Below are 24,881 nucleotides of genomic sequence, written 5' to 3'. Positions count from 1 at the left end.
CCGTCGGACGGCGCCGAACGGCCGCGCTCGAGCCGGCACCGGCTCCGAAGCCCGCCCGCGACGGCCCGTCGTCAGGCGAACGGCCGATCGCGTTGGCCAGAAGGCTTTTGCTGGTTTTGTTCGATTGGCGAGACACGATGGATGGGGATGGGGGCGAGGCCGTCGAGCCCCGGGGCCGGGGAGCCACCGGGATCGACCTGCCAGCAGTCCTGACACGACTCGACGGGGAGCCGAGCGAACAACGAGCGGCGGTAAACCGGATCCGGACCGCGATCGACGAGCGGGACGGGGCGGCCGGCTGTGCCCCGACGGTCCCGAAACTCCGGTCGCTGCTCGAGCGGCCCGAGATCGACTTCCGGGAGACGGTCGCCGCCTGCCTCGCCGATCTGGCGGCCGAGGCACCGACCGACGTCGCACCGTCGACGGGGTCGATCGTCGCCGTCGCCCGCGACGACCCCGATCGGCCGATGACCGGCGAGTTGCTCCGGTGTCTCGCGGCCGTCGCTGCCGAGCGACCCGACGTCGTCGTCGATCATACCGTGGCGATCGCCGACGTCCTCGAGCAGCGGTCGGACTACGATACGGACGGCCTCGACGCGCTGGCGCACGTTTCTCGGGTCGATCCGACGGCACTCGAGCCGGCGGTATCCGTGTTGAAAGCGGCGCTGTCGGCTGCTCCGGCAGAGAACGGGCGGCCCGCACTGCGCGCGCTCGGGCGACTGGCGCGGTCGGAGGGGGATCTCGGCTCGCTCGCGTTCGTTTCCCACGCCGCGGCGCTCGTCGATCACGAAAACCCGGCCGTCCGACACGAGGCGATCGGCTGTCTCGGCGACGTGGCCCACCACGACCCAGCGGCGGTCGAATCGGTCACTGCGGAGTTGGGGACCGCGCTTTCCTGTGACGATCCCGACACCCGGGCCGCAGCCGCGGTGACGATCGCCCGCATCGCCGCCGGCACCGAAACCGCGGTGGACCCGGTCCGCCGCCAGTTGCTCTCGTTGCTCGCCGACGACCACGCACACGTTCGGGCGAACGCCTGCGTCGCACTCGGACACGGCGGCGTCGAAGCTGCCGAACCGCGACTCGCCGACCTCGCGAGTCGGGACCCGGCACCGAACGTCCGCGACCGCGCGTCGTGGGCCGCGGGTCGGTTGTCGTAGTCCGTGCCGGAACCGAAACCGAGCCCTTTCTCGCCGCCGTAGGCCAGCCCATGACGTTCACCGTCGAGACGGACGAGCGACTGACGACCGTCGACGTGACCGAGTCGATCGCCGCGGCGGTTCCGGACGACTGCGAGTCGGGTACCTGTACGGCCTTCGTCGAACACACGACGGCCGCGCTCGTCGTCCAGGAAAACGAGCCACGGCTCCGGGGCGACCTCGAGTCGTTCCTGCGGGACCTCGTTCCCGATTCGGGACACGCACACGACGAACTGGACGGCAATGCGGACTCGCATCTGCGGGCCGCGCTACTGGGCCCCGACGTGACGGTCCCGGTCGCGGACGGCGAGCCGGCGCTGGGGACCTGGCAGTCGGTGTTGCTCGTCGAATGTGACGGGCCGCGAACGCGGACCGTCTCGGTGACGACGACCGAGGCGTAGCCGATCAAATCGTCTCGGCGAGCGGCCGGTCGGCGGTCGTCACTCGCCCGCTACACGTCGAGCGGCCGATCGGCCGAGACGTAGTCGACGCCCCGCCGCTCGAGCAGCCGCGCCGTCGCTGCCCGCTCGACCGTCCAGGCGTGGACCTCGAGATCGACTGCCGTCGCCCGCGGGACGATCCCGGTCGCCAGACACCGAACGCGGTTCGCGCCGAGGACGGCACAGTCGAGTTCCACCGCGGTCGTCACCGGCGTCTCGAGGCGGTGGCTGGCCAGCAGGCCGATCGGTTGGCTCGAATCACGCTCGCGGATCGTCCGCAGTTCGCCGGGCAGAAAGGAGGTGACGACGACTCGGTTGGGGAGGTCGGTTCGGTCGAGGATCGCGAGAACGTCGGCGGCGAGGCCGCGTTCTTTCAGTTCGATGTGGACTTCGACTGTCGGCGGGACGGCCGCGAGCATGGCGGCGAGCGTCGGGATCCCCTCGCCGGTCCCGCGGACGGACCGGTCGGCGAGGGCCGCAAGCGACAGCGCCGCGACGGTGCCGGTCCCGTCGGTGACTCGATCGATCGTCTCGTCGTGAACGACGACGAGTTCGCCGGTCCCACAGCGGCGCACGTCGAACTCGACGGCGTCGGCGCGGTCTGCCGCAGCGCGGACCGCGCCGATCGTGTTCTCGGGCGCGACCGCGGCGAACCCCCGGTGGGCGATACAGCGCATAGCGGTCGATCGTCGCCCAGCGGCTTCAGTCGGTCGGCGGGTCGCAGCCGTCGGATCCGCGGAGAGTCATCGGGACCGATCCAAAGCACTTAGCAAGTATTGTTAAAAGAACCGCCTGACTAGATGGAGACGACTGTTGCACCGGGCGGGACACCGACTGCCCGATCAGTTCTGATCCACGCATGAGAGGTCGATGTGACGACGCGGTCGATGTCCTCCTCGTCGCGGACGACGACGAGACGAGCAGCCGTATCGAAGCCGAGTTCGACGACATCGCCGTCAAAACGTCGGTTCAGGTCGTGTCCAACGGGACCGAGGCGCTTCGGATCCTCACCGACGCGGCGACCGACTCGTCGGCCGGCCCCGATCTCGTCTTGCTGGACCGGGACCTGTCGCGAACCGACGGCCTCGAGTTACTCGAGGCACTCGCCGACGAGGCGGTACTGGGACGGCGTCCCGTCCTCGTGCTGGCCCGACCGGGGGATTCGGAGGCAGTCCGCGAGAGCTACCGCCTTGGCGCGAACGCCTCCCTCGAGAAGCCGACGGACGCCGAAGGGTACACCGAACTGGTCGAAGCGGTCGCGGAGTTCTGGTTCAGACGCGCGGCCCTGCCGGTGGGCGACGGCTAATACTGTTGACGGAACGACGTGACGATCGGTCGCATCACTGCGGCCGTCGCTGGTATGGACGGCCGCGAATTCTCGATCGGCTTCGTATCGGCTGCTAGCGACAGTAGCACGCGCGGTGTGAAATGGACTGGTGTCCGTCATGCTCGGTGCAACCGCGTCCGTCCTGTGGTTGTCCCGGTCCGTCGTTACACGGCCCGTATGAGTCGACGCCGCGTGCAGCCCCGCCTTTGATGCGACAGGGACACACACCCACCCGTATGTCACCCGATACTGACTTCGAGGTCGACTTCGAGGGGACTGTCGCAGTGATCACCGGCGCGAGCGGCGCGCTCGGCAGCGCCGCCGTCGATCGCTTCCGCGAGGCCGGCGCGACCGTCTGTGCGGTCGACGTGATCGCACCCGACGACGAGGACAGTCTGCTCGAGCGTGATCCCACCGACGAGTCCGCTCTCGCCTTCTACGAGGCGGACCTGACCGACGAGGACGAGGTCGCGGCGCTGATGGACACGATCGTCGACGACCACGGCCGGATCGACCACCTGCTGAACGTCGCCGGGACGTGGCGCGGCGGCGACCGCATCGAGGAGACCGACCTCGAGGAGTTCGACCTCCTCCTGAACGTCAACCTGAAGACGGCCTTCCTCGCCGCGAAACACGCCCTGCCCCACCTCCGGGAAACCGAGGGGGCGATCGTGGGCATCAGCGCCCGCTCCTCGCTCGAGGGCGGCGAGGGCGACGGCCCCTACCGGATCACGAAGGCCGGCATCCGGCTGCTGACGGAGACGCTGGCCGAGGAGAACCGCGGGACGGTGCGAGCCAACTGCGTCATGCCGAGCGTTATCGACACCCCGATGAACCGCGAGATGATGCCCGACGCCGATCACGACGCATGGGTCGATCCGCTCGAGATCGCCGACGTGATGGCGTTTCTCTGTAGCGACGCCGCGGCGGTGACGAGCGGCGCTGCGGTGCCAGTGTACGGCGAGGCCTGATCGGCGAAAACGGCCGCCGATTAGCCGAGAATACCGCTGATCGCCTCGTACGCACCGATCGCGTTCAGTCCGAGGATCACGACCAGCGTGACAACGACGGGCACTCGAAGGGCCCAGATCCAGGCCGTTCCCCACCCGCCGAGGTTTCGGATCCCTTTGCCGAGTTCCTCGAGGCCGAGGTCGGTCTGGACCCAGCCGATGTAGACGGATAACAACAGCGCGCCGAGGATGAGCAGGATGTTGTTCGCGAGTTCGTCGTAGACCGTGAGCCACGAGAGGCTCCCGTCGTACGCGACGGGAGCGCCGAAGAGGAATATGGCGGTCCCGATGAGAAGCGTTGCCGGGATGCGATCGACGCCGCGTTCGTCGATCAGGTAGGAAACGACGACTTCCATGATACTGATCGCGCTCGAGAGCGCCGCGATGGTGACGGTACCGAAGAAGACAGCCCCGAGAACGCTACCGAACGGAATGTTGCTAAACGCCTGCGAAAGCGCGATGAAGATGAATCCCGGACCGTCGCCGATTGCGACGATGTCGGCGACGGCGAGTTCGCCGGAGAAGAGGACCGGGAACGCGACGAGGCCGACGGTGAACGCGATCGCCGTGTCCAATCCGACGATGATGACGGCGTCTTTGGCGAGGTTACGATCCTCGCCGAGGTAGGACGCATAGGTGATCATCACGCCCATCCCGAGCGAGAGCGTGAAGAACGCCTGTGCGGCCGCTGCGGGTAAGATGCTCGTCCAGTTCGCGGCGATCGTACCCAGGTCGGGCGACAGGTAGTACGCGTAGGCTTCCCCGGCACTCGAGAGTGTGCCGGCGTAGACTGCCAGTCCGACCAGGAGGATGATGATCGCGGGAACCATCAGCTTCACGGAGAATTCGATACCGCGCCGGATACCGAGCCCGACGACGGCGATGACGGCCGCCATGAAAATCGCGTGTGTGAGGACCGACATCATTCCCCCGGTCGTCGCTCCGAACTGCGCCGCACCGTCTGCGGCGTAGTTCCCTTGCAGTCCGTAGACGGTGTACTGCAAAACCCAGCCAGCGATGACGCTGTAGTACGAGAGGATAACGAAGCCCGCGAGGACGAACACCCACCCGATCCGCTGCCACGAACCCGTGCCGATCTGCTTGAGCGCGCCGACGGGATTCCGATCCGTGTACCGGCCGACAGTGAACTCGACCAGAATCACCGGGAACCCGATGACCGCGATCAACGCGAGGTACACGACGAGAAACGCCGCGCCGCCGAACTCGCCGACCTGATACGGGAACCGCCAGACGTTACCTAATCCCACTGCACTGCCGACCGCAGCGAGGATGAACCCCGCTCTCGTTGCCCATGTTTCGCGTTGTGCCATGGTGTAACCCTTTCTCACCATGCCTTAAAACCTTACATTCGGGGACTATATTCAGTATTTTCCGCTTTCAGTGTTATCTGTCATGATTCGTTCCGCATTTGTCCACGAATCGAAAAGTGCGTCACGGAATATCTCTTCACAATGGGAATGTGTTTCACACCGGGTAGGACTCGACGCCGCCGACCCGTCCCCCCGGCCGCAGCCGAACGAAATCGCGGCCGGTCGGCTGCCGCCCCGTGTGATACGACAACACCCGAACCCTCATGGGAAATAATACGAGTTACAGAACGTTTTTTATTCCGGTGGCCGTTGCCACGGCCAATGAGTCGCCACGGGAGGGTTTCCCTATGACGATGGAAGACCGCATCGACGAACTCGAGGAACTTCGCGAAGAGGCGCGCAAAGGCGGCGGCGAAGCGCGGATCGAGAAGCAACACGACAAGGGGAAGATGACCGCCCGCGAGCGGATCGACTACTTCCTCGACGACGGCACGTTCACGGAGTTCGACCAGCTCCGGACCCACCAGACGAGCCAGTTCGGGATGGAGGAGAAGAAGGTCCCGGGCGACGGCGTCGTCACCGGCTACGGCGAGGTCAACGGGCGGACCACCTTCGTCTTCGCCCACGACTTCACCGTCTTCGGGGGATCGCTCGGCGAGGTCTTCGCCGAGAAGGTCTGTAAGGTCATGGACATGGCGATGGAGGTCGGCGCGCCCGTCATCGGACTCAACGACTCCGCCGGGGCCCGCATTCAGGAAGGCGTCAAGAGCCTCGCCGGCTATACCGAAATCTTCCGCCGGAATCAGGAAGCCAGTGGCGTCGTCCCGCAGATCTCCGCGACGATGGGGCCGTGTGCCGGCGGGGCCGTCTACTCCCCGGCGATCACCGACTTCATCTTCATGGTCAAAGACACCAGCCACATGTACATCACCGGCCCCGGTGTCACCAAGACCGTCACCGGTGAGGAAGTCTCCCACGAGGAACTCGGCGGCGCGATGACCCACGCCAACAAGACCGGCGTCGCCCAGTTCGCCTGCGAGAGCGAAGAGCAGGCCCTGGACGACATCAAGCGACTCCTCTCCTATCTCCCGCAGAACAACGTCGAGGACCCGCCCCGCGTCGAGCCGTGGGACGACCCCGACCGCCGCGACGAGGAGCTCAAGAGCATCGTCCCCCCGAGTCCCCAGAAGCCCTACGACATGACCAACGTCATCGACTCGGTGGTCGACGAGGGTTCCTTCTTCGAAGTCGCGGATAACTTCGCCCAGAACATCGTCGTCGGCTTCGGCCGTCTCGACGGCCGTTCCGTCGGCCTCGTCGCCAACCAGCCACGGGTCAACGCCGGCACGCTGACCGTCGACGCCTCGATGAAGGCCTCGCGGTTCGTCCGCTTCTGTGACTCCTTCAACATTCCCATCGTCACCTTCGTCGACGTCCCCGGCTACATGCCCGGGACCGATCAGGAACACCGCGGGATCATCCGCCACGGCGCGAAACTGCTCTATGCCTACGCCGAGGCGACCGTCCCCCTGCTGACCGTCATCACCCGGAAGGCCTACGGCGGTGCCTACTGCGTCATGGCCTCGAAGAACCTCGGCGCGGACGTCAACTACGCCTGGCCGACCGCCGAGATCGCCGTCATGGGTCCCCAGGGCGCGGTCAACATCCTCTACCGCGAGGAACTCGAGGAAGCGGACAACCCCGACGAACTCCGCGACGAACTCATCGAGGAGTACCGTGAAGAGTTCGCCAACCCCTACACCGCGACGGACAAGGGCTTCCTCGACGACGTCATCGTCCCGACCGAAACCCGACCGCGGCTGATTCGGGACCTCGAGATGCTCGAGACGAAACGCGAGTCGAACCCGGACAAGAAACACGGCAACATCCCGCTGTAACATGACCTCCCAGCAACAGCCGTCGGCCGACGACCGGGCCGCCGACGCGGGCGGCGCGGGGGACGACGATGCGTCGATGGGCCTCGAGGCGGCCCTGCCCGGCGACGTTTCGATCGAGTTGCCCGACGACGCCGACGACGAGGAGGCCGCGGCCATCGCGGCTGCGATCGGTGCCCACCTCCACGACCACGCGCTCGCGGCCGCCGCGGCCGCCGCCGACGGTGAGGAGACGTGGGACGACAAGCGGTGGGCCTTCGCCGGCCGGGTCCGCGCACAGCAACACCGGACCGTCCGCGTGCCCCGCGGCGCGCCGACCGACGCGTGGTCGGCGGCGGGACGGACCGAGCAGTTCTAACGCGGCCTCGGCCGTTCTTTTCGACGGCGCGCATGTCGGTGTCGTGAGGGAACTGCGTCCGGCCCTCGAGCGACTGGTGGGGCAACCTCGCCGACGTCGTACGAACCGTTAATAGTCACCCGATTGAGACAATTCCATGGCGATCGAAGACGCCCGCGAGTCGGAGACCGTTATCGGCGAGTTGGAACTGACTCGCAGCCTTACTATCCAGATGTCGGCACTGGGAACGCTCGGGCTGATAGTCGCCGCAGCGGCCCTGAGCGCACTCTATCAGGCGGTCACCGGCCACCCGGCGACGTTCCAGTTCGCGCCCGACGGCGTCGGCTGGTGGACGAACGGGCTGAACGTCCTGGTCGTCCTGTTTCTGGGGACTGCGTTTCTCGTTCCCCACGAGTGGCTGCACGGCCTCGCCATCCGCTACTACGGCGGCGAGCCGAAGTACGGCGTCGGCGTCGCACACTTTATCCTGCCGTACGCCTACGCGACGACCGACCACGAGTTTACGCGCGACCAGTTCGTCGTCGTCCTCCTGACCCCGCTCGTCGTGATGACGGCCGTCGGTCTCCCGGCGATGCTCGCCTTCGGCTGGGGATGGCTGCTCCTCCCGCTGGCGGCGAACGCCGCCGGCGCGATCGCGGATCTCTGGATGGCGATGACGCTGCTGACCTATCCGGCACACGTCCGCCTCGAGGACCACGAGAGCGGCGTCAGGATCCTCGGTCGGGAAGACGATCGCCCGCGGTCACTTTCCGTGACTGCGCTCGTCTGGGACGCGCTCGCGGGGGCCGCCGTGGCGGCGATCGGCGTGGTCGCCCTGCTGGCGTTGGTTGGCCCGGTGCTGCTGTCCGCACTCGGGATCGAGTCGCTCACTGTCGGAACGCCGGACACGTTCACGTACCTGTTTTCGTTCGTCAACACGCCGACGGAGATTTCGTTCGGCGTCGGTCCCGGCGTGTTGGGCGTCGGGTCGGTAGTCGGTGTGGTCTACGCGTTCGTCCGGAGCTACCGCCGAAGTAACGCGACCGCTCCGGAGACGGCGACTGCGGTAACTCGCCGCTGACTCGAGGGCCGTGAAGGAAAGTACCCCGTTCCGGGACGGGCCGACCGTTCGAAACGGGTCCTGCGAGGATCGGGAACGCGCGGCCGCTACTCCGAACCGGAACTCGAGTCGGCGTCCTCGGTCTCGGACATGGTGATCGGCTCTTCGGCCTCCATGCCCACGTCCTGGCCTTCCTTGATCGCCCGGGCCTGCTCTTCCATCGCCTCGACGTCCATCTCGGCTTGTTCGTCGATCTCGCCGATGATGTCGGCGATGTCGTCCAGGCCGATCAGTTCGCGCGTCTCGTCGTCGAACTCGAGGCTCTCGAGGTCCGTGCCGTTGCCCTCCACGTCGCTGCCCGAGAGGTGCTTGCCGTAGCGGCCGACCAGCGAGGTGAGTTCCTGGGGCATGACGAACGTCGTCGACTCGCCCTGGCCGATCTCGGCCAGGGTCTCCATCCCCTTGTCGATGACTGCACGCTCGCCCATCGACTCGGCGGAGCGAGCCCGCAGCACGGTCGAGATCGCGTCACCCTGGGACTCGAGGATCTGGCTCTGCTTTTCACCCTGGGCGCGGATGATGTTCGACTGCTTGTCCCCTTCGGCTTTCTCGACGGCGCTGCGGCGTTCCCCCTGGGCCTCGAGGATCATGGCACGGCGGCGGCGCTCGGCGGAGGTCTGTTCCTCCATCGCCCCCTTGACGCCCGCGGAGGGCGTGACCTCGCGGACCTCGACCGACTCCACTCGAATACCCCACTCGTCGGTGGGCTCGTCGAGTTCGGTCCGGATGCGCTCGTTGATCATCTCCCGCCGGGAGAGCGTGTCGTCGAGTTCCATGTCACCGATCACGGCCCGCAGGGTCGTCTGGGCCAGGTTCGAGACGGCGCGCTGGTAGTCGTCGACCTCGAGGAAGGCGCGCTTGGCGTTCATCACCCGGATGTAGACGACGGCGTCGGCCGTGACGGGGGAGTTGTCCCGCGTGATGGCCTCCTGCTGGGGCACGTCCAACGTCTGGGTCCGCATGTCGAACGTGTAGATCCGGGAGACGAACGGTGGCACGATGTTCAGCCCCGGCTCGAGCAGTTTGCGATACTCGCCGAAGACGGTCAGTGCGGCCCGGTCGTAGGCGTCGACGATCTCGACCATCTGCCAGACCGTGATCACCACGAGCAACAGCCCCACGGCACCGATGAGCAAGAGGGGGTCCTCGAGTACCGACTGGGTCTGTAGCGGACCGGGTACGAACTCGGACATGCCTGATTCAGGGTCCGTGATCGGATAACGATTGCCCATAACTAGCATGGGTCCGGTCGGTGAGGGATCGCGGTCGCCGAGTCCGACTCGAATCGGCGGCGATCGGGGTCGTCAACTGGCAAAAACTGACGCGTTGTCGAACCCGTTGCGAAAAAGTAAGGTAGGGTCCTGCCGACGGTTCTCACAGGAATGTTCAGGAAGGTTCTCGTGGCGAACCGCGGGGAGATCGCCGTCCGCGTCATGCGGGCGTGTGAGGAGTTGAATATCGGGACCGTCGCCGTCTACTCCGAGGCGGACAAGGACTCGGGACACGTCCGCTACGCGGACGAAGCGTACAACGTGGGGCCGGCGCGGGCCGCCGACTCCTATCTCGATCACGAGGGGGTCATCGAGGCCGCACGGAAGGCCGACGCCGACGCCATCCACCCCGGCTACGGTTTCCTCGCGGAGAACGCCGAGTTCGCGGGCAAGGTCGAGGACGCCGAGGGGATCACCTGGATCGGCCCGTCCAGCGATGCGATGGAGTCGCTTGGCGAGAAGACCAAGGCCCGGACGATCATGAACGAGGCCGACGTGCCGATCGTCCCCGGGACGACCGACCCCGTCACCGAGCCCGCGGAGGTCAAAGAGTTCGGCGAGAAACACGGCTACCCGATCGCCATCAAGGCCGAAGGTGGCGGCGGCGGCCGCGGAATGAAGGTCGTCTGGGACGAAAGCGAGGTCGAAGACCAACTCGAGAGCGCCCAGCGCGAGGGCGAGGCCTACTTCGACAACGACTCGGTCTACCTCGAGCGCTACCTCGAACAGCCCCGTCACATCGAGGTCCAGATCCTCGCGGACGAACACGGCAACGTCCGCCATCTGGGCGAGCGCGACTGTTCGCTCCAGCGACGTCATCAGAAGGTCATCGAGGAGGGACCGTCGGCCGCGCTCTCGGACGAACTCCGCGAGAAGATCGGCGAGGCCGCCCGTCGCGGCGTCGCCGCCGCGGACTACACCAACGCCGGCACCGTCGAGTTCCTCGTCGAGGAGGAGGACCGCGAGGCGGGCGAACTGCTCGGCCCCGACGCGAACTTCTTCTTCCTCGAGGTCAACACCCGCATTCAGGTCGAACACACGGTCACCGAGCAGATCACCGGCCTCGACATCGTCAAGCGTCAGATCGAGGTCGCCGCCGGCGAGGAAATCGACTTCGAGCAGGACGAGGTCGACATCGACGGTCACGCGATGGAGTTCCGTATCAACGCCGAGAACGCGGCCAACGACTTCGCGCCCGCGACCGGTGGGACCCTCGAGACCTACGACCCGCCGGGCGGGATCGGCGTCCGACTCGACGACGCCCTGCGACAGGGCGATGAACTCGTCACCGACTACGACTCGATGATCGCCAAGCTCGTGGTCTGGGGCGAGGACCGCGACGAGTGTATCGAGCGCTCGCTGCGCGCGCTACGGGAGTACGAGATCGAGGGGATCCCGACGATCATCCCGTTCCACCGGCTGATGCTCACCGACGAGGAGTTCGTCGCGAGTACGCACACGACGAAGTATCTGGACGAGGAACTCGACGAGAGCCGTATCGAGGAGGCCCAGGAGCAGTGGGGCGGCGACACCGGCTCCGGCGGCAGTGAAGACGACGAGGAGTCCACCGAGCGGGAGTTCACCGTCGAGGTCAACGGCAAGCGCTTCGAGGTCGAACTCGAGGAACACGGCGCGCCAGCCATCCCGACGGGCGATGTCGAAGCCGGCGGCGGTGCCAGCCGACCGGAGCCGGCGGGCGGTTCCGGCGGCGACGACGGCGGTGCCGAACTCGAGGGCGACGGCGAGACCGTCGACGCCGAGATGCAGGGGACGATCCTCGACGTCGAGGTCGAGGAGGGCGACGAGGTCGCGGCCGGCGACGTGCTGGTCGTCCTCGAGGCCATGAAGATGGAAAACGACATCGTCGCCTCTCGCGGCGGTACCGTCACCCAGATTGCCGTCGAGGAAGGCGAGAGCGTCGACATGGGCGACACGTTAGTCGTCCTCGAGTAGCGCTCGCCCGCGGACGAACGTCTTCGCCCGAACGGCGAAGGGGTCCCTACCCAACGGTCGATCGCACGCGACGTCGGCGAGACCCTGCGGGCGGTCGACCGGGAGCGGAGAGCGACCCCGGTGACCGCCACCCACCATCCATACTCGACGCCGCGTGCCCGCGAATACGATCGGTAACGCGACCGGTATGTCGATGTGCGGCAGCACCGAGCCATCGTCACTGACGACGGTCGCGGCCGCGTCGAACGATCGACGCGGCACAGTGGTCGTTCGGTCAGCCATTGTCGCCAGTTTCGTGGCGGCGATACCGCGGCCGCGACCGTCTCCGACTTGCTTCTCTCGACCCCTGTTCTCTGTAGTCGCCGGTAGCGGTCCTCGAGTAGGGGACAGCACGCGTCGCGGAGAACGAGTGTCGATCAGTCGCCGGTTGAGACGCCTCGAGCGTCGCCCTCGGTGTCGTCCCAGGGGAGCGGGCCGTCGTAGCCCTCGGGAACGAACGGACAGAGCGGGTCGCTGGCGAGCGGGTCGCCGGTGTGGGCGAACGCGCGCGAGCGGCTGCCGCCACAGACGTGGCGGTAGGGACAGGCCCCGCACTTGCCCGAGAGGTTGTCCCGGTCCCGAAGCGAGCGGAACAGCTCTGAATCGCGATACAGCTCCGTGACCGGTCGGTCGCGGACGTTGCCGGCCGACTCCGGCAGGAATCCCGAGGGGAACACCTCGCCGGTGTGGCTGACGAAGGCGAAGCCGTCGCCCGCGACGATCCCTGTCCGTCGTTCGATCCCGTCGCCCGGGCCGGGTCGGCCGCCGCTCTGGCCGCCCTCGTCTTCGTCGGCTCGTCGCTGCACCGCGACCCGCCGGTACTGCGGCGCTTCGGTCGTCTTGACGCCGAACGGTTCGGTGTCGCTGACCTCGTGGAGCCACTCCATGACCGCGTCGGCCCGATCGGGTGCGATCGGCTCGAGGACCCGTCCACGACCGACGGGGACGAGGAAGAAGACGCTCCACATGACGGCCCCGATCTCGGTCAGCAGGTCCCGGATCGCGGGGAGTTCCGCGACCGTCTGCTGGCAGACGGTGGTGTTGACCTGGACGGGCAGCCCGGCCTCGCGGGCGTCCTCGACGGCCCTGATCGTCTCCTCGAAGCTGCCGTCCTCGCCGCGGAAGGCGTCGTGGGTCTCCGGCGAGGCCCCGTCGAGGCTGACGGCCATCCGTTTGAGCCCCGCGTCGGCCATCTCCTCGATCCGGTCGGCGGTCAGCGAGCCGGTCCCGCTGGGGGTGATCGTCATCCGCAAGCCGAGATCGTCACCGTGGGCGATCAGTTCCGGGACGTCGTCACGAACGAGCGGGTCGCCACCCGAGAGGACGACCAACTGGCCGTCGCCGAACTCGGCCGCATCCTCGAGCAGCGCTTTCCCCTCGGCGGTCGAGAGTTCGTCGGGGTGGCGCTGGGGCTTGGCGTCGGCCCGACAGTGGTCACAGGCGAGGCCACAGGCCTGGGTGAGTTCCCAGATGAGGACGAACGGCCGTTCGGACGTGTCGAGATTGCCGGGGCGCATGGCGGAGTCTCGGGACCGTCGAACCGAAAACGCCGCTCCTGTTCCCGCGGGTCGGGAAGACCGGAAGATGTTCGGGCCGGCCGAGGGGAATTCCCGCGTGTTGGGAGGTCACGCAACGGCCTTCGTTTTCGTCCCGAAGACATCGACATGGTCGAGAAAGCACGCCGCGCCCCGGTCGACAGCGACGAACGCGGGAACCCGACGCCACAGTGGGAGGTCTTCGTCCGCAACGAGGCGGGCGATCCGATGCGCCACGTCGGCAGCGTCGCCGCGGCCAGCGCGACGGAAGCCCACGAACACGCCGGTCGGTTGTTCGGCTGGTACGCCGTCGATCTGTGGGTCTGTCCGGCGGAGTCGGTCGAACGGTTCTCGACGCGCGGATTGGCCGCCGACGCCGAGGAGCGGCCGGACGAGGAGGCCGACGACGATGACGACAGCGACGAACCTCGCGTCTACAAGGAAACGGCCGGCGCGTCGGAGGTGAACAGCCTGTGATCTCGATCAGCAAACTGCTCTGTGATCTCGACGCCGAGGGCGACGGGCTGCGCTACGACGCGGCCGACGAGTCGAAAAAGCCCCAGATCACCGACGAGAAACAGCACCGACCGGTCGTCGTCTGGAACACCACCCGCCGATGTAACCTCTACTGTTCGCACTGCTATGCCGGCGCGGAGAACCAGGCTGCGACCGGCGAGTTCTCCACGGCCGAGGCGAAGACGTTCATCGACCAGCTCGCCGACTTCGGCGCGCCCGTCCTGCTGTTCTCCGGCGGCGAGCCGCTGGTTCGCGAGGACCTGATCGAACTCGTCGGCTACGCCGCCGACCGGGGCGTTCGCCCGGTACTATCCTCGAACGGAACATTGCTGACCCGCGAGAAGGCCATGGCCCTGAAAGACGCCGGGCTCCAGTACGCCGGCATCTCCGTCGACGGACTCCCCGAGCGCAACGACCGGTTCCGCGGCGAAGAAGGGGCGTTCGACGCCGCCGTCCGCGGCATCGAGAACTGCCTCGAGGTCGGACTCAAGACCGGCCTGCGCTATACGATCACCGAGGCCAACGCGCCCGATCTCGAGGGCGTCGTCGACCTGCTGGCCGAGAAAGGTCTCGACCGGTTCTGTTTCTACCATCTGGACTACGGCGGTCGCGGGGCCGAAATCGTCGACGCCGACCTCTCCCCCGCGGAGAAACGCGAGGCGGTCAAGCAGGTCGCCGACCTCACGCTCGAGTACCACGACCGCGGCGAGGAGATCGAGACCCTGCTCGTGGGCAACTACGCCGACGCGGCCTACCTCGTCGAGTACGCCCGTGAGGAGTTCGGCGAGGCGAAGGCGCAGGCGGTCTACGACTACCTCGAGCGAAACGGCGGCGATCCGACCGGCGAGCGGATCGCCGACGTCGACTACCAGGGCAACGTCCACCTCACCCAGTTCTGGCAGGGCTACAGCCTCGGGAACGTCCGCGACCGGCCCTTCGGCGAGATCTGGGAGGACGAGTCCAATCCGTTGCTCAAGGCCCTACGGAACCGCGAGGAGCGGCTGAACGGCAAGTGCGCGGACTGTCAGTACAAGTCGATCTGTCGCGGTGCGTCGCGGCTGCGGGCGCTGGCGACGACGGGCGATCTGTTCGCGCCGGACCCGCAGTGTTACCTCACCGACGAAGAGGTCGCGGGCGCGGGGTCGGCCGTCGGCGGCGCGGCCGGGGCTGGAGCCGACTGACGGGGAATCGGACGAAGGAAACGATCGGGCGGGCGTTCAGTCCGGACCGCCGGCTCGGCGTCGGGCGTCGGGCCGCGCCGGCAGGTGGCCAGTACAGCGGCGACAGTAGGTGTACAGGTGTTCGTTTTCCGTACCGCAGTGCCGACAGGTGACCGGGTCGTCGATCGAGGTCGTGCGAGAACGCATCGGCGACGCTACGAAACGGGAGCGAATAGCCGCCGGGCTGACGTTTGCAAGGCCGTCGCCGTCGGTCGATCTACTCCTCGAGGACGTGCGCGCGAGTGACGTGGCCGCCACAGCCACACTGATCGACGTACTCGAGCCGGAGGCCGTCGAAGGCCGCCTCGAGTTCGTCCCAGAGGTAGGTCTCGGGGTGGCCGTGGTCGCCGTGGGTGACGAGGTTGACGTGGTAGCCGGCGGTCGTCGCCACGATCGCGTCTTTCGCCTGTTCGACGATGAGGTCCCGGTCCATCGCGTGTTCGGGCCCCTCGAGGTTCGCCGACCAGGACGCGTCGTGTTCGCCGCGGGTCACGGGTTCGACGCCGGAGACGTCTTCGGTCATAGTCGTCACTCGGCCGTCGACGGGCGTAAGGCCTGAGCCGAACCTATTCGGCTCTCGTCCATCGGGACGGGCGACCTCACGCCCGCATCAACAGCAGAACATGAACGGGTAGATCAGGGCGACGCGGTCGTCCTCCTCGAGTTCCGCCTCGAACCCGCCGAGGTGTTCGTTGAAGCGGCCGTTGACACAGACGCGAGCGTAGGGCCTGGTCTGGTCGCCCTCGGGGTTCTTGCGCCAGGTCCCGGGCAGATCGTCGGGCACCGGGGCCCAGCCGCTGTGGGTCGCGTCCGCCTCGGTTTCGGCGATGAGCATGTCCTCGAGGTCGTACTCGGCAAAGAAGTCCTCGAGGAAGTCCCGCAGGCGGTCGCCCTCGAAGGTGAACTCGAGTTCGTGAGTCCCGACGGCGGTCCGGACGTGACCGGTACAGCGGACGGTCACGGTGGTCGTCTCGATGTCTCGGTCGGCTGTCGTGGCCGGTCGCGTCTCACCGGTGGTCGCTTGGTCCGTTCGCATGGGTGCGGATACGGGGCGAGCGGGCAAACAGTACCCTCCGAACGTGTTCGGGAAGAAGGGGACGGCGATCCGGACCGAACCCCGGGACATGAACGGGATACCGGGCGGGTTACGGACCGATCAGCAGCCCCCGATGGCGATCCCGCTGCGACACTTCGTTCTCGCCTTGGGCTTTCTGGTCGTCGGGGTCGGCGGCGGGTTCGTCATGGCCGTCGCGTCGCTTCCCGGACTGTCGGGGCTCGCCCACCTGCACACGCTGCTGGTGGGCTGGGTCGCGGTGACGATCATGGGCGCGATGACCCAGTTCGTCCCTGTCTGGTCCGGCGTGACGATCCACTCGCGGCGGCTCGCGGTCGCACAGCTGTGGCTGCTCGTCGTCGGCGTGGCCGGCTTCGCGACGGCGCTGCTCGCGGGTACCTACGCCGCGTTGCCGGTCCCCGCCGCCCTGATGCTGGCGGGGATCTGGACGTTCGTCTACAACGTCGGCCGGACGCTCGCCCGCGCGCGCCCGTTCGATTTCACTGAGCGACACTTCGCGTTCGCACTCGCCGCGTTCGCCCTCGTTGCGCCCTTCGGAATCCTGCTGGCAGTCGGGTTCACGCGACCCGTGTTCGACTCGGTCGGCGTCGCTCGGTTCGAAGTGCATCTCGCGCACGCGACGCTCGCGCTGTTCGGTGCCCTGCTTTCGACCGTCGTCGGCGCGCTCTACCAACTCGGGAAGATGTTCACGCAGGCCGACCCCGACCGGCTCGATCAGTGGCTGCTCCGACTCGAGCAGGCGACCTTCCCCGCGGGCCTGCTCGCGCTCGCGCTCGGTCGCGGGCTCACCCTCGAGCCGCTGGCACGGGTCGGTGCGGTCGCCCTGCTGGTCGGGTTGGCCGTGTTCGCGGTCGTCATCGGCCGACTATTGGTCGGCGCAACCGTCGAGGGCTCGCCGATGCTCGCCCGCTACTGGGTCGTCGTCGCGGCGCTGTCCGCCTGGATCGCGCTGGCCGCGCCGACGTGGTGGGCCGATCCGCTCGCCTACGACGCGCTCTTCGGCCATCCCGACGGGCGGAACCTCCTGTTGTTCGGCGTCTTCGGCTTCGTCGTCATCGGGTCGCTGTATCACATCGTCCCCTTCATCATCTGGATCGAGCGCTACAGCGACCGGCTGGGGTTCGAACAGGTCCCGATGATCGACGATCTCTACGACGACCGCCTCGAGCGGGCCGACTTCTGGGCCACGCTCGTCGGGTTCGCCGGCCTCGCGGCTGCGCCGCTGGTCGACCTCCCGGGGGCCGCCGTCGCGGCCAGCAGCGCCCTTGCGACCGTCGGCGTCGGCCTGTTCGTCGCGAACATGCTGTGGACGATCCACCGCCACGGGCCCGACGGACTCGCGGGCGTCCTCTCGAGCGCGCTCGAGTCGGGCGAGGAGTCGCCCGCGGCGGGCGGCGAGCCCGACGTCGACGTCCCGCCGGACCAGTAGACGGGACTCTACTCGTCGGGGGAGACGTCAACCCCCGGCTCGTACCGCTGTGACTCGATCGTCGAGACCACCAGCTCGCCGTACTCGGCGGCGGTCAGTTCGCCCGCGTTGTACTCCTCGGCATAGGTCGTCTCGACGGTCGCCGACCCGTAGGAAGCCGGCGCGTCGTCGAGGATCGTCGCCCCCAGTGCGACGGCGTCGTACCCCGTCTCGATCAGCGCAGCGTACCCGCCCGCGAGCAACGCGACGTCGTGGATATTGCCCTCGTCGTGGCGGTCCGTATTGACGTACTCGAGGGTCACCACGTCCCGCTCGCGCTCGATCGACTCGACGGCCATGTCGTACTCCTCGAGGGCCGATCCGAGCCCCTCGGGATCGGTGATGTCGGCACCTGCGAGTTCCGGAATCCGCTCCTCGAGGATCGCGCTCCGTTCCGCGACGGGCAGCGAGGGAACGTACTCCGATATCGGCCACTTCTCGTTCGTCGGAAACTCCGTTCCCATCTCCTCGATGCAGCCGGCGAGGGCGGCGGTCGCGGCGACGGTTCCCGCTCGCAGGAACCGCCGCCGCGTCCGCGTTCGACCGCCCGTCTCCGTCGCGTCCCGATCCATACCCCGTTCTCGCTGCCGCGGGGCAAATGGGTTCGTTCTGCAAACGCCGGCAGCGGGGTAAAGGGACGATTTCCCGTAGGGTCGCTCACCCCGGATGGCCCTCGAGCTGTACACCGTCGGCCTCGTCGTGATCGGGATCGCGCTGTTCGGCGTCGCGGTCCTCCCGCGGTTCGTCTCCGATCGAGCGATCTCCCTGCCGATCTTCTTCGTGGCGTTCGGAATGCTCGCCTTCGGGCTGCCGATCGGACTGCCCGCACCGGATCCCTTAGAGCAGGGGACGACGACCGAACACCTCGCGGAGATCGGCGTCATCGTCGCCCTGATGGGCGTCGGACTGAAGATCGACCGCGTCCCCGGGCTGCGCGAGTGGGCCTCGACCTGGCGGTTGCTGGCGGTCACGATGCCGCTGTCGATCGCCGGCGCGGCGCTGCTGGGCCGGTGGCTCGGCTTCGCCGTTCCGGCCGCGGTCCTGCTCGGGGCCTGTATCGCCCCGACGGATCCCGTGTTGGCCTCGGAGGTGCAGGTCCGCGGGCCGGGGATGGGCACCGAGGCGAAGTCGGCCGACGAAAAGGCGGGGATGGAAGACGAGGTCCGGTTCGCGCTCACCTCCGAGGCCGGGCTGAACGACGGGCTCGCCTTCCCCTTCACGAACCTCGCGATCGCCGCCGCGCTCGTCGGGCTCGCGCCCGGCAACTGGATCGGCGAGTGGCTGCTGGTCGACGTGGGTTACCGGATCGTCGTCGGCGTGATCGCCGGGATCGTCCTCGGCGCTCTGACTGCTCGCCTCGTCTTCGCCACCGAGCCCGACACGCCGGTCGCCAAATCGGTACAGGGGCTCGAGGCGATCGCGGGCACGCTGGCGGTCTACGGCGCGACCGAACTCGTCGGCGGCTACGGCTTCATCGCCGTTTTCGTAGCTGCCCTGATGGTCCGCCACTACGAGCGCTCCCACGACTACAACCGGTCGCTCCACGAGGTCAGCGAGTTCGCCGAACAGGTGATGATGGCGCTGATCATGCTCTTTTTCGGCGGCGCGATCGTCGGCGGATTGCTGGAACCGCTCACCCTCGAGGCGGTCGTTGCGGTCGTCGCGATCGTCGTTCTCGTCCGGCCGTTGGCGGGGCTGATCGGCTTCCTCGGGTTCGATCGCGACCCGGCCGAGCGGGCGACGATCGCCTTCTTCGGCGTCCGCGGGATCGGCTCCTTTTACTACCTCGCCTACGCGCTGAACCACGCCGCGTTCCCCGACGCCGACCGCCTGTGGGCGCTCGTGGGGGCCGTCGTCCTCGTCTCGGTCGTCGTCCACGGGATCACCGCGACGCCGGCGGTCCGCTGGCTCGAGGCGCGGGCGGAGAACCGGGAGTAACGGTCCGCGACGCGACGGCCCGCCGGTCGAAACGACGGGCAAAATCGACCCGCTCGAGCGGCACCCATCGCACCGTTCGGGCAGCGGATCTCCCGTTCAAATCCGGAGTTCGATTCCGTCCTCGAGTTCGGGATCGGCACCGAGGATCGCGGACAGCTGGGGCTGTAGCCGGTCGAACCGGTCCGTCGGTCGCACGAGCTTTCGCTCCGAGTCGTACTCGATCACGCCTTCGGATTCCAACTTCGGAATGTGCGTGTGACGGAGCGAGAGTCGAATTTCGGTTAACACACCGTCGGAAACGTCGGTAACTGACGTCTGATGGGTTTGAGTGAGGACCGTCCGCCTGAGATCGTTCACTGTCAACGGCCGCCGCTCCCCGTCGAGTACTGCGAGGACGACGCGGCGGCGCCGATTCCGACAGAGGTCGAGTACCGTTTCGAACGCGATCGGCTTCTTGCTCATTACGCGTGTTTCAGCATGCCTTCGGGCTTCACGTTCACTTTTTAGTATTCAGAACCCTTTTAAGCACTCTCTCGGCGATCGACCGAAACGTCGGAGAGCGTGTTGCCGAGAACGTGGTTGATGCCCCGCCGGAGACGGGACGCGACGGCCTGCTGTGTGATCCCGAGTTCGTCGCCGATCTCTTCCATCGTCACTTCGCGCGGCGATTCGAAATAGCCCCGCTCGTAGGCCAGTTCCAGCGCCTCCTGCTGGGTCTCGGTCACGGCCGCCTCGGTGGCCGTTTCGACCGGCGTGAGCGCGTTCAGTCCCGTCAACGTGATCGGGATGCCCAACTCCCGACAGCGGGACTGAAACGCCGCGATGTCGCTCCGGTCGTCGCCTCGGATCTCGAAGGTCCACTGTACGTTCGTTCCGACGGCTTCGATGAGCGCGATCTCCGTGTCCGTCAGGACCGTCAACACGTCGTCGTAATCAACCGCCCATTCGACGCGCAACAGATACTCGTCCTCGACGGAGTCGACGAACCGGATTCGCTCTACGCCCGGATGGTTCGTGAACGCGCTCTCGATGTCGTCGATCTCCGTTCCGCGAACCCAGAAGTAGGGGATCACGACGTCTCGAGCGGGGATGATCCGCTCGAGTTCGACCGTCACGTCCGGCAGCCGTTCGAACACCGTCCCCAGCGGGAACTCGTCCGCCGGAACGGTAAAGGAAGCCTCGGTAGCCATCGTCCGATACGTCTCGTCCGGGACCTAAAACGTCACGGCGCGATGCGACCGAGCCGCGACCCGACTCGCTCTCCTCGTTCGATACCGCACGGCCGTCCCGTCAGCCGGTCAGCGAGGACCGCTCGAGGAAGATCGTCCAGCAGACCGCGGCGTAGAGGGCCGCGCCGAGGACCGAGAGCCACCGGCCGGGGCCGACGAGCGCGGGCACGGATCCGAGCAAGCCCGCGACCTCGAGCGCGAGGCCGCCGAGCAGGGCCGTGATCGAGGCCCGTGCAGTGCGGTCGCCGATCCAGGACAGCGAGGCGACCGCGGGCGGATAGAAGCGGTAGCTGATGCCGACGATCGTCAGCGCGAGGAAGCCGCCGACGGCGAGCCGGTAGTGAGCTGTGTATGCGGTCGTCGGAAGGAGCCCAGCGGACGCGAACGCGAACCCGAGCCCCAGTAGGGCAACGGCCCCGGCACAGCCGGCGGCCCCCAGCAGCGCACGGCTTCCGACACGGTCGCGGTCGCTCTGTCGGGAGAGATCGGTGACGGCGGCCGCGAAGCCCACCAGCGCGACCGCCTCGAGGCCGGCCCCGAGCGAGAAGACCGGTCCGCCGCGGAAGTCGACGGCGAGCAGCACGGGGCCGACGCCGCCGCCAGTCAAGACGACGGCCGCGAGCGCCGGGCGGACGTCGGCGACCAGCAGCCGCGGCAGCAAGCGAAACCCGATCGCAAACACGAGGAGGGCAGCCGTTCCCGCCGCGAACAGGTGGGTCGTTGCCGGGCCGGCAGCGGGGGCGATCGTCGGCTCGAGGCCGAGCGCCCGCGCCACCTCCAGCGCCGATCCGGCGAGCAGATAGGCGACGACGACGGGGACGGCGGCGTTCGCGAGCCGGTCGACCCGCCGGCGGTGGGCGTCGGTGTCGCCGGTCCCGGTCTCCCGTCCCGTCGGGTTGTCGCGGACGGTCCAGCCGATCGCGGCGACGAAGACGATCACGCCGACGAACCAGCAAACCACGCCCGCGGTGCCGACGGCCGGCGGGCCGACTCCGGCCCCGGCAACGGCCGTTCCGATCGTTCCGATCACCGCGAACGGGAGCTGGATCGCGGGTGCCAGCGGGACTGCCAACTCCCGTGCGAAATAGGACGGGACGAGGGTGTAGGCCTTCCCGAAGACGACGTGGAAGACGAATCCATACACGCCGAGCGGGACCGTCGCCGCCCTCGGGAGACCGGCTGCGACGGCGACTTGCCACGCGAGAAAGAAGCCGACGCCGACCGCGACGAACGTCCGCGACCACCGCGTGACCGTCGCCGCCGCGGTCCCGGACGCGGCCATCGATCCTCAGAAGGGCGACTGGACGCTCGAGTCGTCCTCGTCCCCGTCGGCGGTGGTCGGGCTCGGTACGGCCGGCCCATCGGGTTCGCTGGGCATCTCGCCGGACTCGAGGTAGGTGTCCTCGAGGGTAGCCAGCGCGTCGTTCAGGGTATCGGATTGGTGGTGGCTCTCGCGGACGCGTACCCGGACGAGATCGTACTCGTGGCGTTCGCTGAGGCCGTTCCACGCACGGAACGACCCCTTGACGAGGGCGTCGGCCTGGGGACAGAACTCCGTGGTCGGGCTGAACTCCGCCCGCAGGACCGTCGGATCGTTGGCGTCGACCGCGTACCGGTAGCCGGCGTCGGGATGGCGCTGGTCGAGGTTGAGCCGCGCGAGGTTGTAGCCGAACGTCGCGTCGTAGACGCCCCGTTCCTCGAACAGTTCCCGCGAGATCTCGTGGAAGGCGACGTGATCCTCTCTTTCGAGGAGGTCGTGACCCTCGAGGAACCGTCCCGGCTCCGGGAGGTGTTCCGGAACGAACGCGTCGGGATCGTCGAACCCGTCGCCGTCGTCCGTCGACCGCCCGCTCGAGAAGGGGTTCATTGTACTCGTCTATACTGCCCGAACTCCCCAATGCAGTTCCCCGAACATGTTCTGCACTCGTCGCATCCGGCCGTCTATTTTCCGTGAGAAACCGGTATCCACGGTATAACCGGTGATTTCCCCGTGACTGTCGGTCCCTGAACAGTTTTAGATTGTCTGAATATAATAAAAATATATATTAATAGGGACCCAAAAAATACGCCAATATACTGTTCTGATCATCATTGGTGATATATGTGTATTCAATTCGAGTTTGGGCCAGAGGATTTATATCTGATCGAAGTAAGAGTCCGGCCAATGCTACTCTCAGTCGATCGATCGGATGCGACAGCCGGCCAGTCAGTTTGTTTCGACATCATCGCCGCTGTCGCCGAGCGGGAAGGCATCGATCCGGTAGACCTCGAGCCGCCCGAGTACGAAGCGCTCTACGACGTCGTCAACCCCGAGGCGCTCGATGCCCTGTTTGCGACCCGATCGAACGGCACACAGCGGCCGACCGGCCGCGTCGAATTCCCCTTCTGTGGCTATCACGTGGTCGTCGACAGCGACGGCGAGGTCGAGGTCTCCGACCCCGAGACGGACCTCGAGTAACGGGTCAGTCCCGTCGGTTCTCGATTCGCCGCCGCCACTCGTCCGGAATCGACCGCGAGCCGTCCCCGTCCGGCTCGGCCAGTACCTGCACGGTCCGTGCCGTCGCTGCCCGCTTCCCGTCGGCGCGGATCTCGTAGGCCATCGGCAGGCTCGACTCGCCCAGGTCCGACGCGCACAGTGCGACTGTCACCGTCTCGTCGGCCTCGATCGGTCGCTCGTACTCGATCTCGAGGCTTACGAGGACCGTGGTCGTCTCCTCGAGCGAAATCCCGAGGACGTCCCGGAAGTAGGCCTCGCGGGCCTGCTCGAGGTAGGTCGCGTAGACCGCGTTGTTGACGTGCCCCATGAAGTCGATGTCGCGGAGCCGGACATCGATCTCGGTCTCGTAGCTGTAGTCGGCCATCGACGGACGCGTAGGAGAGCGGGTGCCGTATAGCTGGTCACTCGCGGCCGGCGGCTCGAGAAGTGAAGGTCGCGATCGCAGTCAGTCGCCGGCCTGCGCCGCCTCGAAGACGTCCTCGTGCAGCCGGTCGGCGACGTGTTCCATCAGCGGTTCCATGTTGCGGGTGTCGGCCCGGTTGTACTCGACGAGCGTCTCGAGGGACCCCTCGTCGCCACTTTCGTACTCGTGCCAGAGACGGACGGCGTCGCGGCCGCTCAGCTCCGGCATGTCGCGGTCGATGCCGATCTCGCGTTCGATCGCCTTCAGCCCGCCGTCCAGCCCCAGCTTCTTGCAGGGGTACATGAGATCGACGTGGGGGACATCGACCGAGACGTCGAAACACGTCTCGAGGAAGGGGACGTCGAACCGCTGGCCGTTGAACGTGACCAGCAGGGCCGATTCGTCGAGTTCCCGCTCGAGGCGGGCGGCCGTGAGATCGCGGTCCTTGACGAAGGTCTTCGTCTCGCCGCCCCGGTGGAGGCTGACGGTCGTCACGTCCTCACAGGCGGCGTCGAGGCCGGTCGTCTCGATGTCCAGAAAGCAGGTCTCGTCGCTGACGTTCTCGTAACAGCGCCAGCGGCTCGCGGCCGGCAGCGCTTCGGCGAACGGCGAGACGTCGCCCCGCTCGAGGTGGGCCCGGCCCTCCTCGATGAACGTCTCGATCCGTGCCGCGAGCGTCGAGCCGACGACGCTGCCGTCGAACTCGTCCCAGTGGGTCACACCGTTCTCCCAGAGCCGGCGCTCGGTGGTCTCTCCGACGCCGTGAACGGGAATGAAACTGTTCTCGATTCGCACACCGGGTAGAGGGGGCAGGGTAGCTAAAAACGCTTGGATCGTCGATAGCGTCGTCGCGCCGTCACACCGTCGGTCGTTCTCGTCCCGTCGCGGTTCGCGTTAGCTGCTGTTGGCCAAAGAGACAGTCCGTTCGACGACGCTCCCCATCGGGCGCTCCCGCGCCCTCGTCGATGCTTCCGAGCCGAAACCGACGCGAGCAGCACGCGGTGGCGTTCCGGTGCTAACAAACGGGTTCACTCGAGCGGTGGGCGACCGCCCGACTTTTCGTGTTGGCGGCCGTAGG

The 24,881-nt window shown here is 67.2% G+C and carries 27 protein-coding genes; 13 read left to right on the top strand and 14 right to left on the bottom strand.

Features of this window, described 5'->3' with window-relative positions:
* Nucleotides 1-137 precede the first annotated feature (137 nt).
* Together NP511_RS03420 and NP511_RS03415 are read left to right on the top strand one after the other, a co-directional pair.
* A complete protein-coding gene (locus NP511_RS03420; protein ID WP_049964413.1) occupies nt 138-1,160 on the top strand; it encodes a HEAT repeat domain-containing protein in 1,023 nt (340 codons plus the stop codon).
* A gap of 50 nt (nt 1,161-1,210) precedes the next feature.
* Entirely contained in the window at nt 1,211-1,600 is a 390-nt protein-coding gene (locus NP511_RS03415) for a secondary thiamine-phosphate synthase enzyme YjbQ (RefSeq protein ID WP_049964412.1), read from the top strand.
* A 50-nt stretch (nt 1,601-1,650) separates the two neighbouring features.
* Here the strand turns inward: NP511_RS03415 and NP511_RS03410 are convergent, their stop codons facing one another.
* A complete protein-coding gene (locus tag NP511_RS03410; RefSeq protein WP_049964411.1) occupies nt 1,651-2,316 on the bottom strand; it encodes a glycerophosphodiester phosphodiesterase in 666 nt (221 codons plus the stop codon).
* A 182-nt stretch (nt 2,317-2,498) separates the two neighbouring features.
* On the opposite strand from NP511_RS03410, the gene NP511_RS03405 reads away from it, so the two are divergent.
* Both NP511_RS03405 and NP511_RS03400 read left to right on the top strand, forming a co-directional pair.
* Entirely contained in the window at nt 2,499-2,945 is a 447-nt protein-coding gene (locus NP511_RS03405) for a response regulator (protein WP_049964410.1), read from the top strand.
* Nucleotides 2,946-3,202: 257 nt separating this feature from the next.
* Entirely contained in the window at nt 3,203-3,937 is a 735-nt protein-coding gene (locus tag NP511_RS03400; protein ID WP_049964409.1) for an SDR family oxidoreductase, read from the top strand.
* Nucleotides 3,938-3,957: 20 nt separating this feature from the next.
* Here NP511_RS03400 and NP511_RS03395 read toward each other — a convergent pair whose 3' ends face one another.
* A complete protein-coding gene (locus tag NP511_RS03395; RefSeq protein WP_084158221.1) occupies nt 3,958-5,307 on the bottom strand; it encodes a sodium-dependent transporter in 1,350 nt (449 codons plus the stop codon).
* A 353-nt stretch (nt 5,308-5,660) separates the two neighbouring features.
* Here NP511_RS03395 and NP511_RS03390 point away from each other — a divergent pair, with 353 nt between their 5' ends.
* From NP511_RS03390 to NP511_RS03380, 3 genes are all read left to right on the top strand, one after another.
* The gene (locus NP511_RS03390) at nt 5,661-7,205 is read left to right on the top strand and encodes an acyl-CoA carboxylase subunit beta (RefSeq protein ID WP_006181734.1); all 1,545 of its coding nucleotides are present in this window, start codon (nt 5,661-5,663) and stop codon (nt 7,203-7,205) included.
* Between the two features lies 1 nt (nt 7,206).
* A complete protein-coding gene (locus tag NP511_RS03385) occupies nt 7,207-7,560 on the top strand; it encodes a DUF8022 family protein (RefSeq protein WP_006648908.1) in 354 nt (117 codons plus the stop codon).
* Between the two features lie 136 nt (nt 7,561-7,696).
* The gene (locus NP511_RS03380; protein WP_049964406.1) at nt 7,697-8,620 is read left to right on the top strand and encodes a DUF3267 domain-containing protein; all 924 of its coding nucleotides are present in this window, start codon (nt 7,697-7,699) and stop codon (nt 8,618-8,620) included.
* Between the two features lie 86 nt (nt 8,621-8,706).
* On the opposite strand, the gene NP511_RS03375 is transcribed toward NP511_RS03380, so the two are convergent.
* Nucleotides 8,707-9,852, bottom strand: coding sequence for an SPFH domain-containing protein (locus tag NP511_RS03375; protein ID WP_049964405.1), 1,146 nt, complete (start codon nt 9,850-9,852; stop codon nt 8,707-8,709).
* Between the two features lie 189 nt (nt 9,853-10,041).
* On the opposite strand from NP511_RS03375, the gene NP511_RS03370 reads away from it, so the two are divergent.
* Nucleotides 10,042-11,883, top strand: coding sequence for an acetyl-CoA carboxylase biotin carboxylase subunit (locus NP511_RS03370; protein WP_049964404.1), 1,842 nt, complete (start codon nt 10,042-10,044; stop codon nt 11,881-11,883).
* Nucleotides 11,884-12,299: 416 nt separating this feature from the next.
* Here NP511_RS03370 and NP511_RS03365 read toward each other — a convergent pair whose 3' ends face one another.
* Nucleotides 12,300-13,439, bottom strand: a complete 1,140-nt coding sequence (locus tag NP511_RS03365; RefSeq protein ID WP_049964402.1) for a TIGR04053 family radical SAM/SPASM domain-containing protein — start codon at nt 13,437-13,439, stop codon at nt 12,300-12,302.
* 147 nt (nt 13,440-13,586) lie between these two features.
* On the opposite strand from NP511_RS03365, the gene NP511_RS03360 reads away from it, so the two are divergent.
* Nucleotides 13,587-13,934 (top strand): Htur_1727 family rSAM-partnered candidate RiPP, encoded by a 348-nt coding sequence (locus tag NP511_RS03360; protein WP_049964401.1) that lies wholly within the window; start codon nt 13,587-13,589, stop codon nt 13,932-13,934.
* Nucleotides 13,931-15,154, top strand: a complete 1,224-nt coding sequence (locus NP511_RS03355; RefSeq protein ID WP_049964400.1) for a TIGR04347 family pseudo-SAM/SPASM protein — start codon at nt 13,931-13,933, stop codon at nt 15,152-15,154. The genes NP511_RS03360 and NP511_RS03355 overlap by 4 nt, the downstream gene beginning before the upstream one ends.
* Before the next feature lie 36 nt (nt 15,155-15,190).
* On the opposite strand, the gene NP511_RS03350 is transcribed toward NP511_RS03355, so the two are convergent.
* The 3 genes from NP511_RS03350 to NP511_RS03340 all read right to left on the bottom strand — a co-directional run bounded on the left by NP511_RS03350 (nt 15,191) and on the right by NP511_RS03340 (nt 16,229).
* Complete coding sequence (locus NP511_RS03350) at nt 15,191-15,340, bottom strand: DUF7577 domain-containing protein (protein WP_158413746.1); 150 nt, start codon at nt 15,338-15,340, stop codon at nt 15,191-15,193.
* A 70-nt stretch (nt 15,341-15,410) separates the two neighbouring features.
* Nucleotides 15,411-15,716, bottom strand: a complete 306-nt coding sequence (locus NP511_RS03345) for a CGCGG family putative rSAM-modified RiPP protein (protein WP_006181727.1) — start codon at nt 15,714-15,716, stop codon at nt 15,411-15,413.
* Between the two features lie 87 nt (nt 15,717-15,803).
* Nucleotides 15,804-16,229 (bottom strand): hypothetical protein, encoded by a 426-nt coding sequence (locus NP511_RS03340; protein ID WP_049964399.1) that lies wholly within the window; start codon nt 16,227-16,229, stop codon nt 15,804-15,806.
* A gap of 88 nt (nt 16,230-16,317) precedes the next feature.
* Here NP511_RS03340 and NP511_RS03335 point away from each other — a divergent pair, with 88 nt between their 5' ends.
* Nucleotides 16,318-17,697 carry a hypothetical protein gene (locus NP511_RS03335; protein WP_211249085.1) on the top strand — a complete coding sequence of 460 codons (1,380 nt, stop codon included), beginning with the start codon at nt 16,318-16,320 and terminating at the stop codon, nt 17,695-17,697.
* A gap of 8 nt (nt 17,698-17,705) precedes the next feature.
* Here the strand turns inward: NP511_RS03335 and NP511_RS03330 are convergent, their stop codons facing one another.
* Nucleotides 17,706-18,308 (bottom strand): DUF8159 domain-containing protein, encoded by a 603-nt coding sequence (locus NP511_RS03330; protein WP_049964398.1) that lies wholly within the window; start codon nt 18,306-18,308, stop codon nt 17,706-17,708.
* Nucleotides 18,309-18,402: 94 nt separating this feature from the next.
* On the opposite strand from NP511_RS03330, the gene NP511_RS03325 reads away from it, so the two are divergent.
* Nucleotides 18,403-19,674, top strand: coding sequence for a cation:proton antiporter (locus NP511_RS03325; protein WP_049964397.1), 1,272 nt, complete (start codon nt 18,403-18,405; stop codon nt 19,672-19,674).
* A gap of 96 nt (nt 19,675-19,770) precedes the next feature.
* Here the strand turns inward: NP511_RS03325 and NP511_RS03320 are convergent, their stop codons facing one another.
* The 4 genes from NP511_RS03320 to NP511_RS03305 all read right to left on the bottom strand — a co-directional run bounded on the left by NP511_RS03320 (nt 19,771) and on the right by NP511_RS03305 (nt 22,770).
* Nucleotides 19,771-20,136 (bottom strand): DUF7344 domain-containing protein, encoded by a 366-nt coding sequence (locus tag NP511_RS03320; RefSeq protein ID WP_049964396.1) that lies wholly within the window; start codon nt 20,134-20,136, stop codon nt 19,771-19,773.
* Between the two features lie 59 nt (nt 20,137-20,195).
* The gene (locus NP511_RS03315) at nt 20,196-20,864 is read right to left on the bottom strand and encodes a helix-turn-helix domain-containing protein (protein ID WP_049964395.1); all 669 of its coding nucleotides are present in this window, start codon (nt 20,862-20,864) and stop codon (nt 20,196-20,198) included.
* 100 nt (nt 20,865-20,964) lie between these two features.
* Nucleotides 20,965-22,185: a hypothetical protein gene (locus NP511_RS03310; protein WP_049964394.1), complete on the bottom strand. Its 1,221-nt coding sequence runs from the start codon at nt 22,183-22,185 to the stop codon at nt 20,965-20,967.
* A 6-nt stretch (nt 22,186-22,191) separates the two neighbouring features.
* Nucleotides 22,192-22,770 carry a DUF7998 family protein gene (locus tag NP511_RS03305; RefSeq protein WP_049964393.1) on the bottom strand — a complete coding sequence of 193 codons (579 nt, stop codon included), beginning with the start codon at nt 22,768-22,770 and terminating at the stop codon, nt 22,192-22,194.
* A gap of 297 nt (nt 22,771-23,067) precedes the next feature.
* Between NP511_RS03305 and ddfA the strand changes: the two genes are divergently transcribed.
* Nucleotides 23,068-23,361: a DdfA family disk-determining factor gene (gene ddfA / locus NP511_RS03300; RefSeq protein ID WP_049964392.1), complete on the top strand. Its 294-nt coding sequence runs from the start codon at nt 23,068-23,070 to the stop codon at nt 23,359-23,361.
* A 4-nt stretch (nt 23,362-23,365) separates the two neighbouring features.
* On the opposite strand, the gene NP511_RS03295 is transcribed toward ddfA, so the two are convergent.
* Both NP511_RS03295 and NP511_RS03290 read right to left on the bottom strand, forming a co-directional pair.
* Nucleotides 23,366-23,764, bottom strand: coding sequence for an acyl-CoA thioesterase (locus tag NP511_RS03295; protein ID WP_049964390.1), 399 nt, complete (start codon nt 23,762-23,764; stop codon nt 23,366-23,368).
* 81 nt (nt 23,765-23,845) lie between these two features.
* Nucleotides 23,846-24,598, bottom strand: a complete 753-nt coding sequence (locus NP511_RS03290) for a ribonuclease H-like domain-containing protein (protein WP_049964389.1) — start codon at nt 24,596-24,598, stop codon at nt 23,846-23,848.
* Between the last annotated feature and the right edge of the window lie 283 nt (nt 24,599-24,881).

Origin of the sequence: Natrinema thermotolerans, assembly GCF_031165565.1 — an archaeon.
GTDB lineage: Archaea > Halobacteriota > Halobacteria > Halobacteriales > Natrialbaceae > Natrinema > Natrinema thermotolerans.
The sequence above is the reverse complement of the archived record's forward strand: the minus strand, read 5'-3'. Positions and strand labels throughout refer to the sequence as shown.

Bases quoted from the DNA above. Each gene is read 5' to 3' on its own strand.
- NP511_RS03390 (WP_006181734.1), top strand. From the start codon at position 5,661: ATGGAAGACCGCATCGACGAACTCGAGGAACTTCGCGAAGAGGCGCGC.
- NP511_RS03410 (WP_049964411.1), bottom strand. From the start codon at position 2,316: ATGCGCTGTATCGCCCACCGGGGGTTCGCCGCGGTCGCGCCCGAGAAC.
- NP511_RS03330 (WP_049964398.1), bottom strand. From the start codon at position 18,308: ATGGATCGGGACGCGACGGAGACGGGCGGTCGAACGCGGACGCGGCGG.
- NP511_RS03340 (WP_049964399.1), bottom strand. From the start codon at position 16,229: ATGCGAACGGACCAAGCGACCACCGGTGAGACGCGACCGGCCACGACA.
- NP511_RS03360 (WP_049964401.1), top strand. From the start codon at position 13,587: ATGGTCGAGAAAGCACGCCGCGCCCCGGTCGACAGCGACGAACGCGGG.
- NP511_RS03335 (WP_211249085.1), top strand. From the start codon at position 16,318: ATGAACGGGATACCGGGCGGGTTACGGACCGATCAGCAGCCCCCGATG.
- NP511_RS03380 (WP_049964406.1), top strand. From the start codon at position 7,697: ATGGCGATCGAAGACGCCCGCGAGTCGGAGACCGTTATCGGCGAGTTG.
- NP511_RS03365 (WP_049964402.1), bottom strand. From the start codon at position 13,439: ATGCGCCCCGGCAATCTCGACACGTCCGAACGGCCGTTCGTCCTCATC.
- NP511_RS03305 (WP_049964393.1), bottom strand. From the start codon at position 22,770: ATGAACCCCTTCTCGAGCGGGCGGTCGACGGACGACGGCGACGGGTTC.
- NP511_RS03395 (WP_084158221.1), bottom strand. From the start codon at position 5,307: ATGGCACAACGCGAAACATGGGCAACGAGAGCGGGGTTCATCCTCGCT.
- NP511_RS03400 (WP_049964409.1), top strand. From the start codon at position 3,203: ATGTCACCCGATACTGACTTCGAGGTCGACTTCGAGGGGACTGTCGCA.
- NP511_RS03315 (WP_049964395.1), bottom strand. From the start codon at position 20,864: ATGGCTACCGAGGCTTCCTTTACCGTTCCGGCGGACGAGTTCCCGCTG.
- NP511_RS03415 (WP_049964412.1), top strand. From the start codon at position 1,211: ATGACGTTCACCGTCGAGACGGACGAGCGACTGACGACCGTCGACGTG.
- NP511_RS03405 (WP_049964410.1), top strand. From the start codon at position 2,499: ATGAGAGGTCGATGTGACGACGCGGTCGATGTCCTCCTCGTCGCGGAC.
- NP511_RS03420 (WP_049964413.1), top strand. From the start codon at position 138: ATGGATGGGGATGGGGGCGAGGCCGTCGAGCCCCGGGGCCGGGGAGCC.
- ddfA (WP_049964392.1), top strand. From the start codon at position 23,068: ATGCTACTCTCAGTCGATCGATCGGATGCGACAGCCGGCCAGTCAGTT.
- NP511_RS03350 (WP_158413746.1), bottom strand. From the start codon at position 15,340: ATGCGTTCTCGCACGACCTCGATCGACGACCCGGTCACCTGTCGGCAC.
- NP511_RS03385 (WP_006648908.1), top strand. From the start codon at position 7,207: ATGACCTCCCAGCAACAGCCGTCGGCCGACGACCGGGCCGCCGACGCG.
- NP511_RS03295 (WP_049964390.1), bottom strand. From the start codon at position 23,764: ATGGCCGACTACAGCTACGAGACCGAGATCGATGTCCGGCTCCGCGAC.
- NP511_RS03370 (WP_049964404.1), top strand. From the start codon at position 10,042: ATGTTCAGGAAGGTTCTCGTGGCGAACCGCGGGGAGATCGCCGTCCGC.
- NP511_RS03325 (WP_049964397.1), top strand. From the start codon at position 18,403: ATGGCCCTCGAGCTGTACACCGTCGGCCTCGTCGTGATCGGGATCGCG.
- NP511_RS03375 (WP_049964405.1), bottom strand. From the start codon at position 9,852: ATGTCCGAGTTCGTACCCGGTCCGCTACAGACCCAGTCGGTACTCGAG.
- NP511_RS03320 (WP_049964396.1), bottom strand. From the start codon at position 20,136: ATGAGCAAGAAGCCGATCGCGTTCGAAACGGTACTCGACCTCTGTCGG.
- NP511_RS03345 (WP_006181727.1), bottom strand. From the start codon at position 15,716: ATGACCGAAGACGTCTCCGGCGTCGAACCCGTGACCCGCGGCGAACAC.
- NP511_RS03310 (WP_049964394.1), bottom strand. From the start codon at position 22,185: ATGGCCGCGTCCGGGACCGCGGCGGCGACGGTCACGCGGTGGTCGCGG.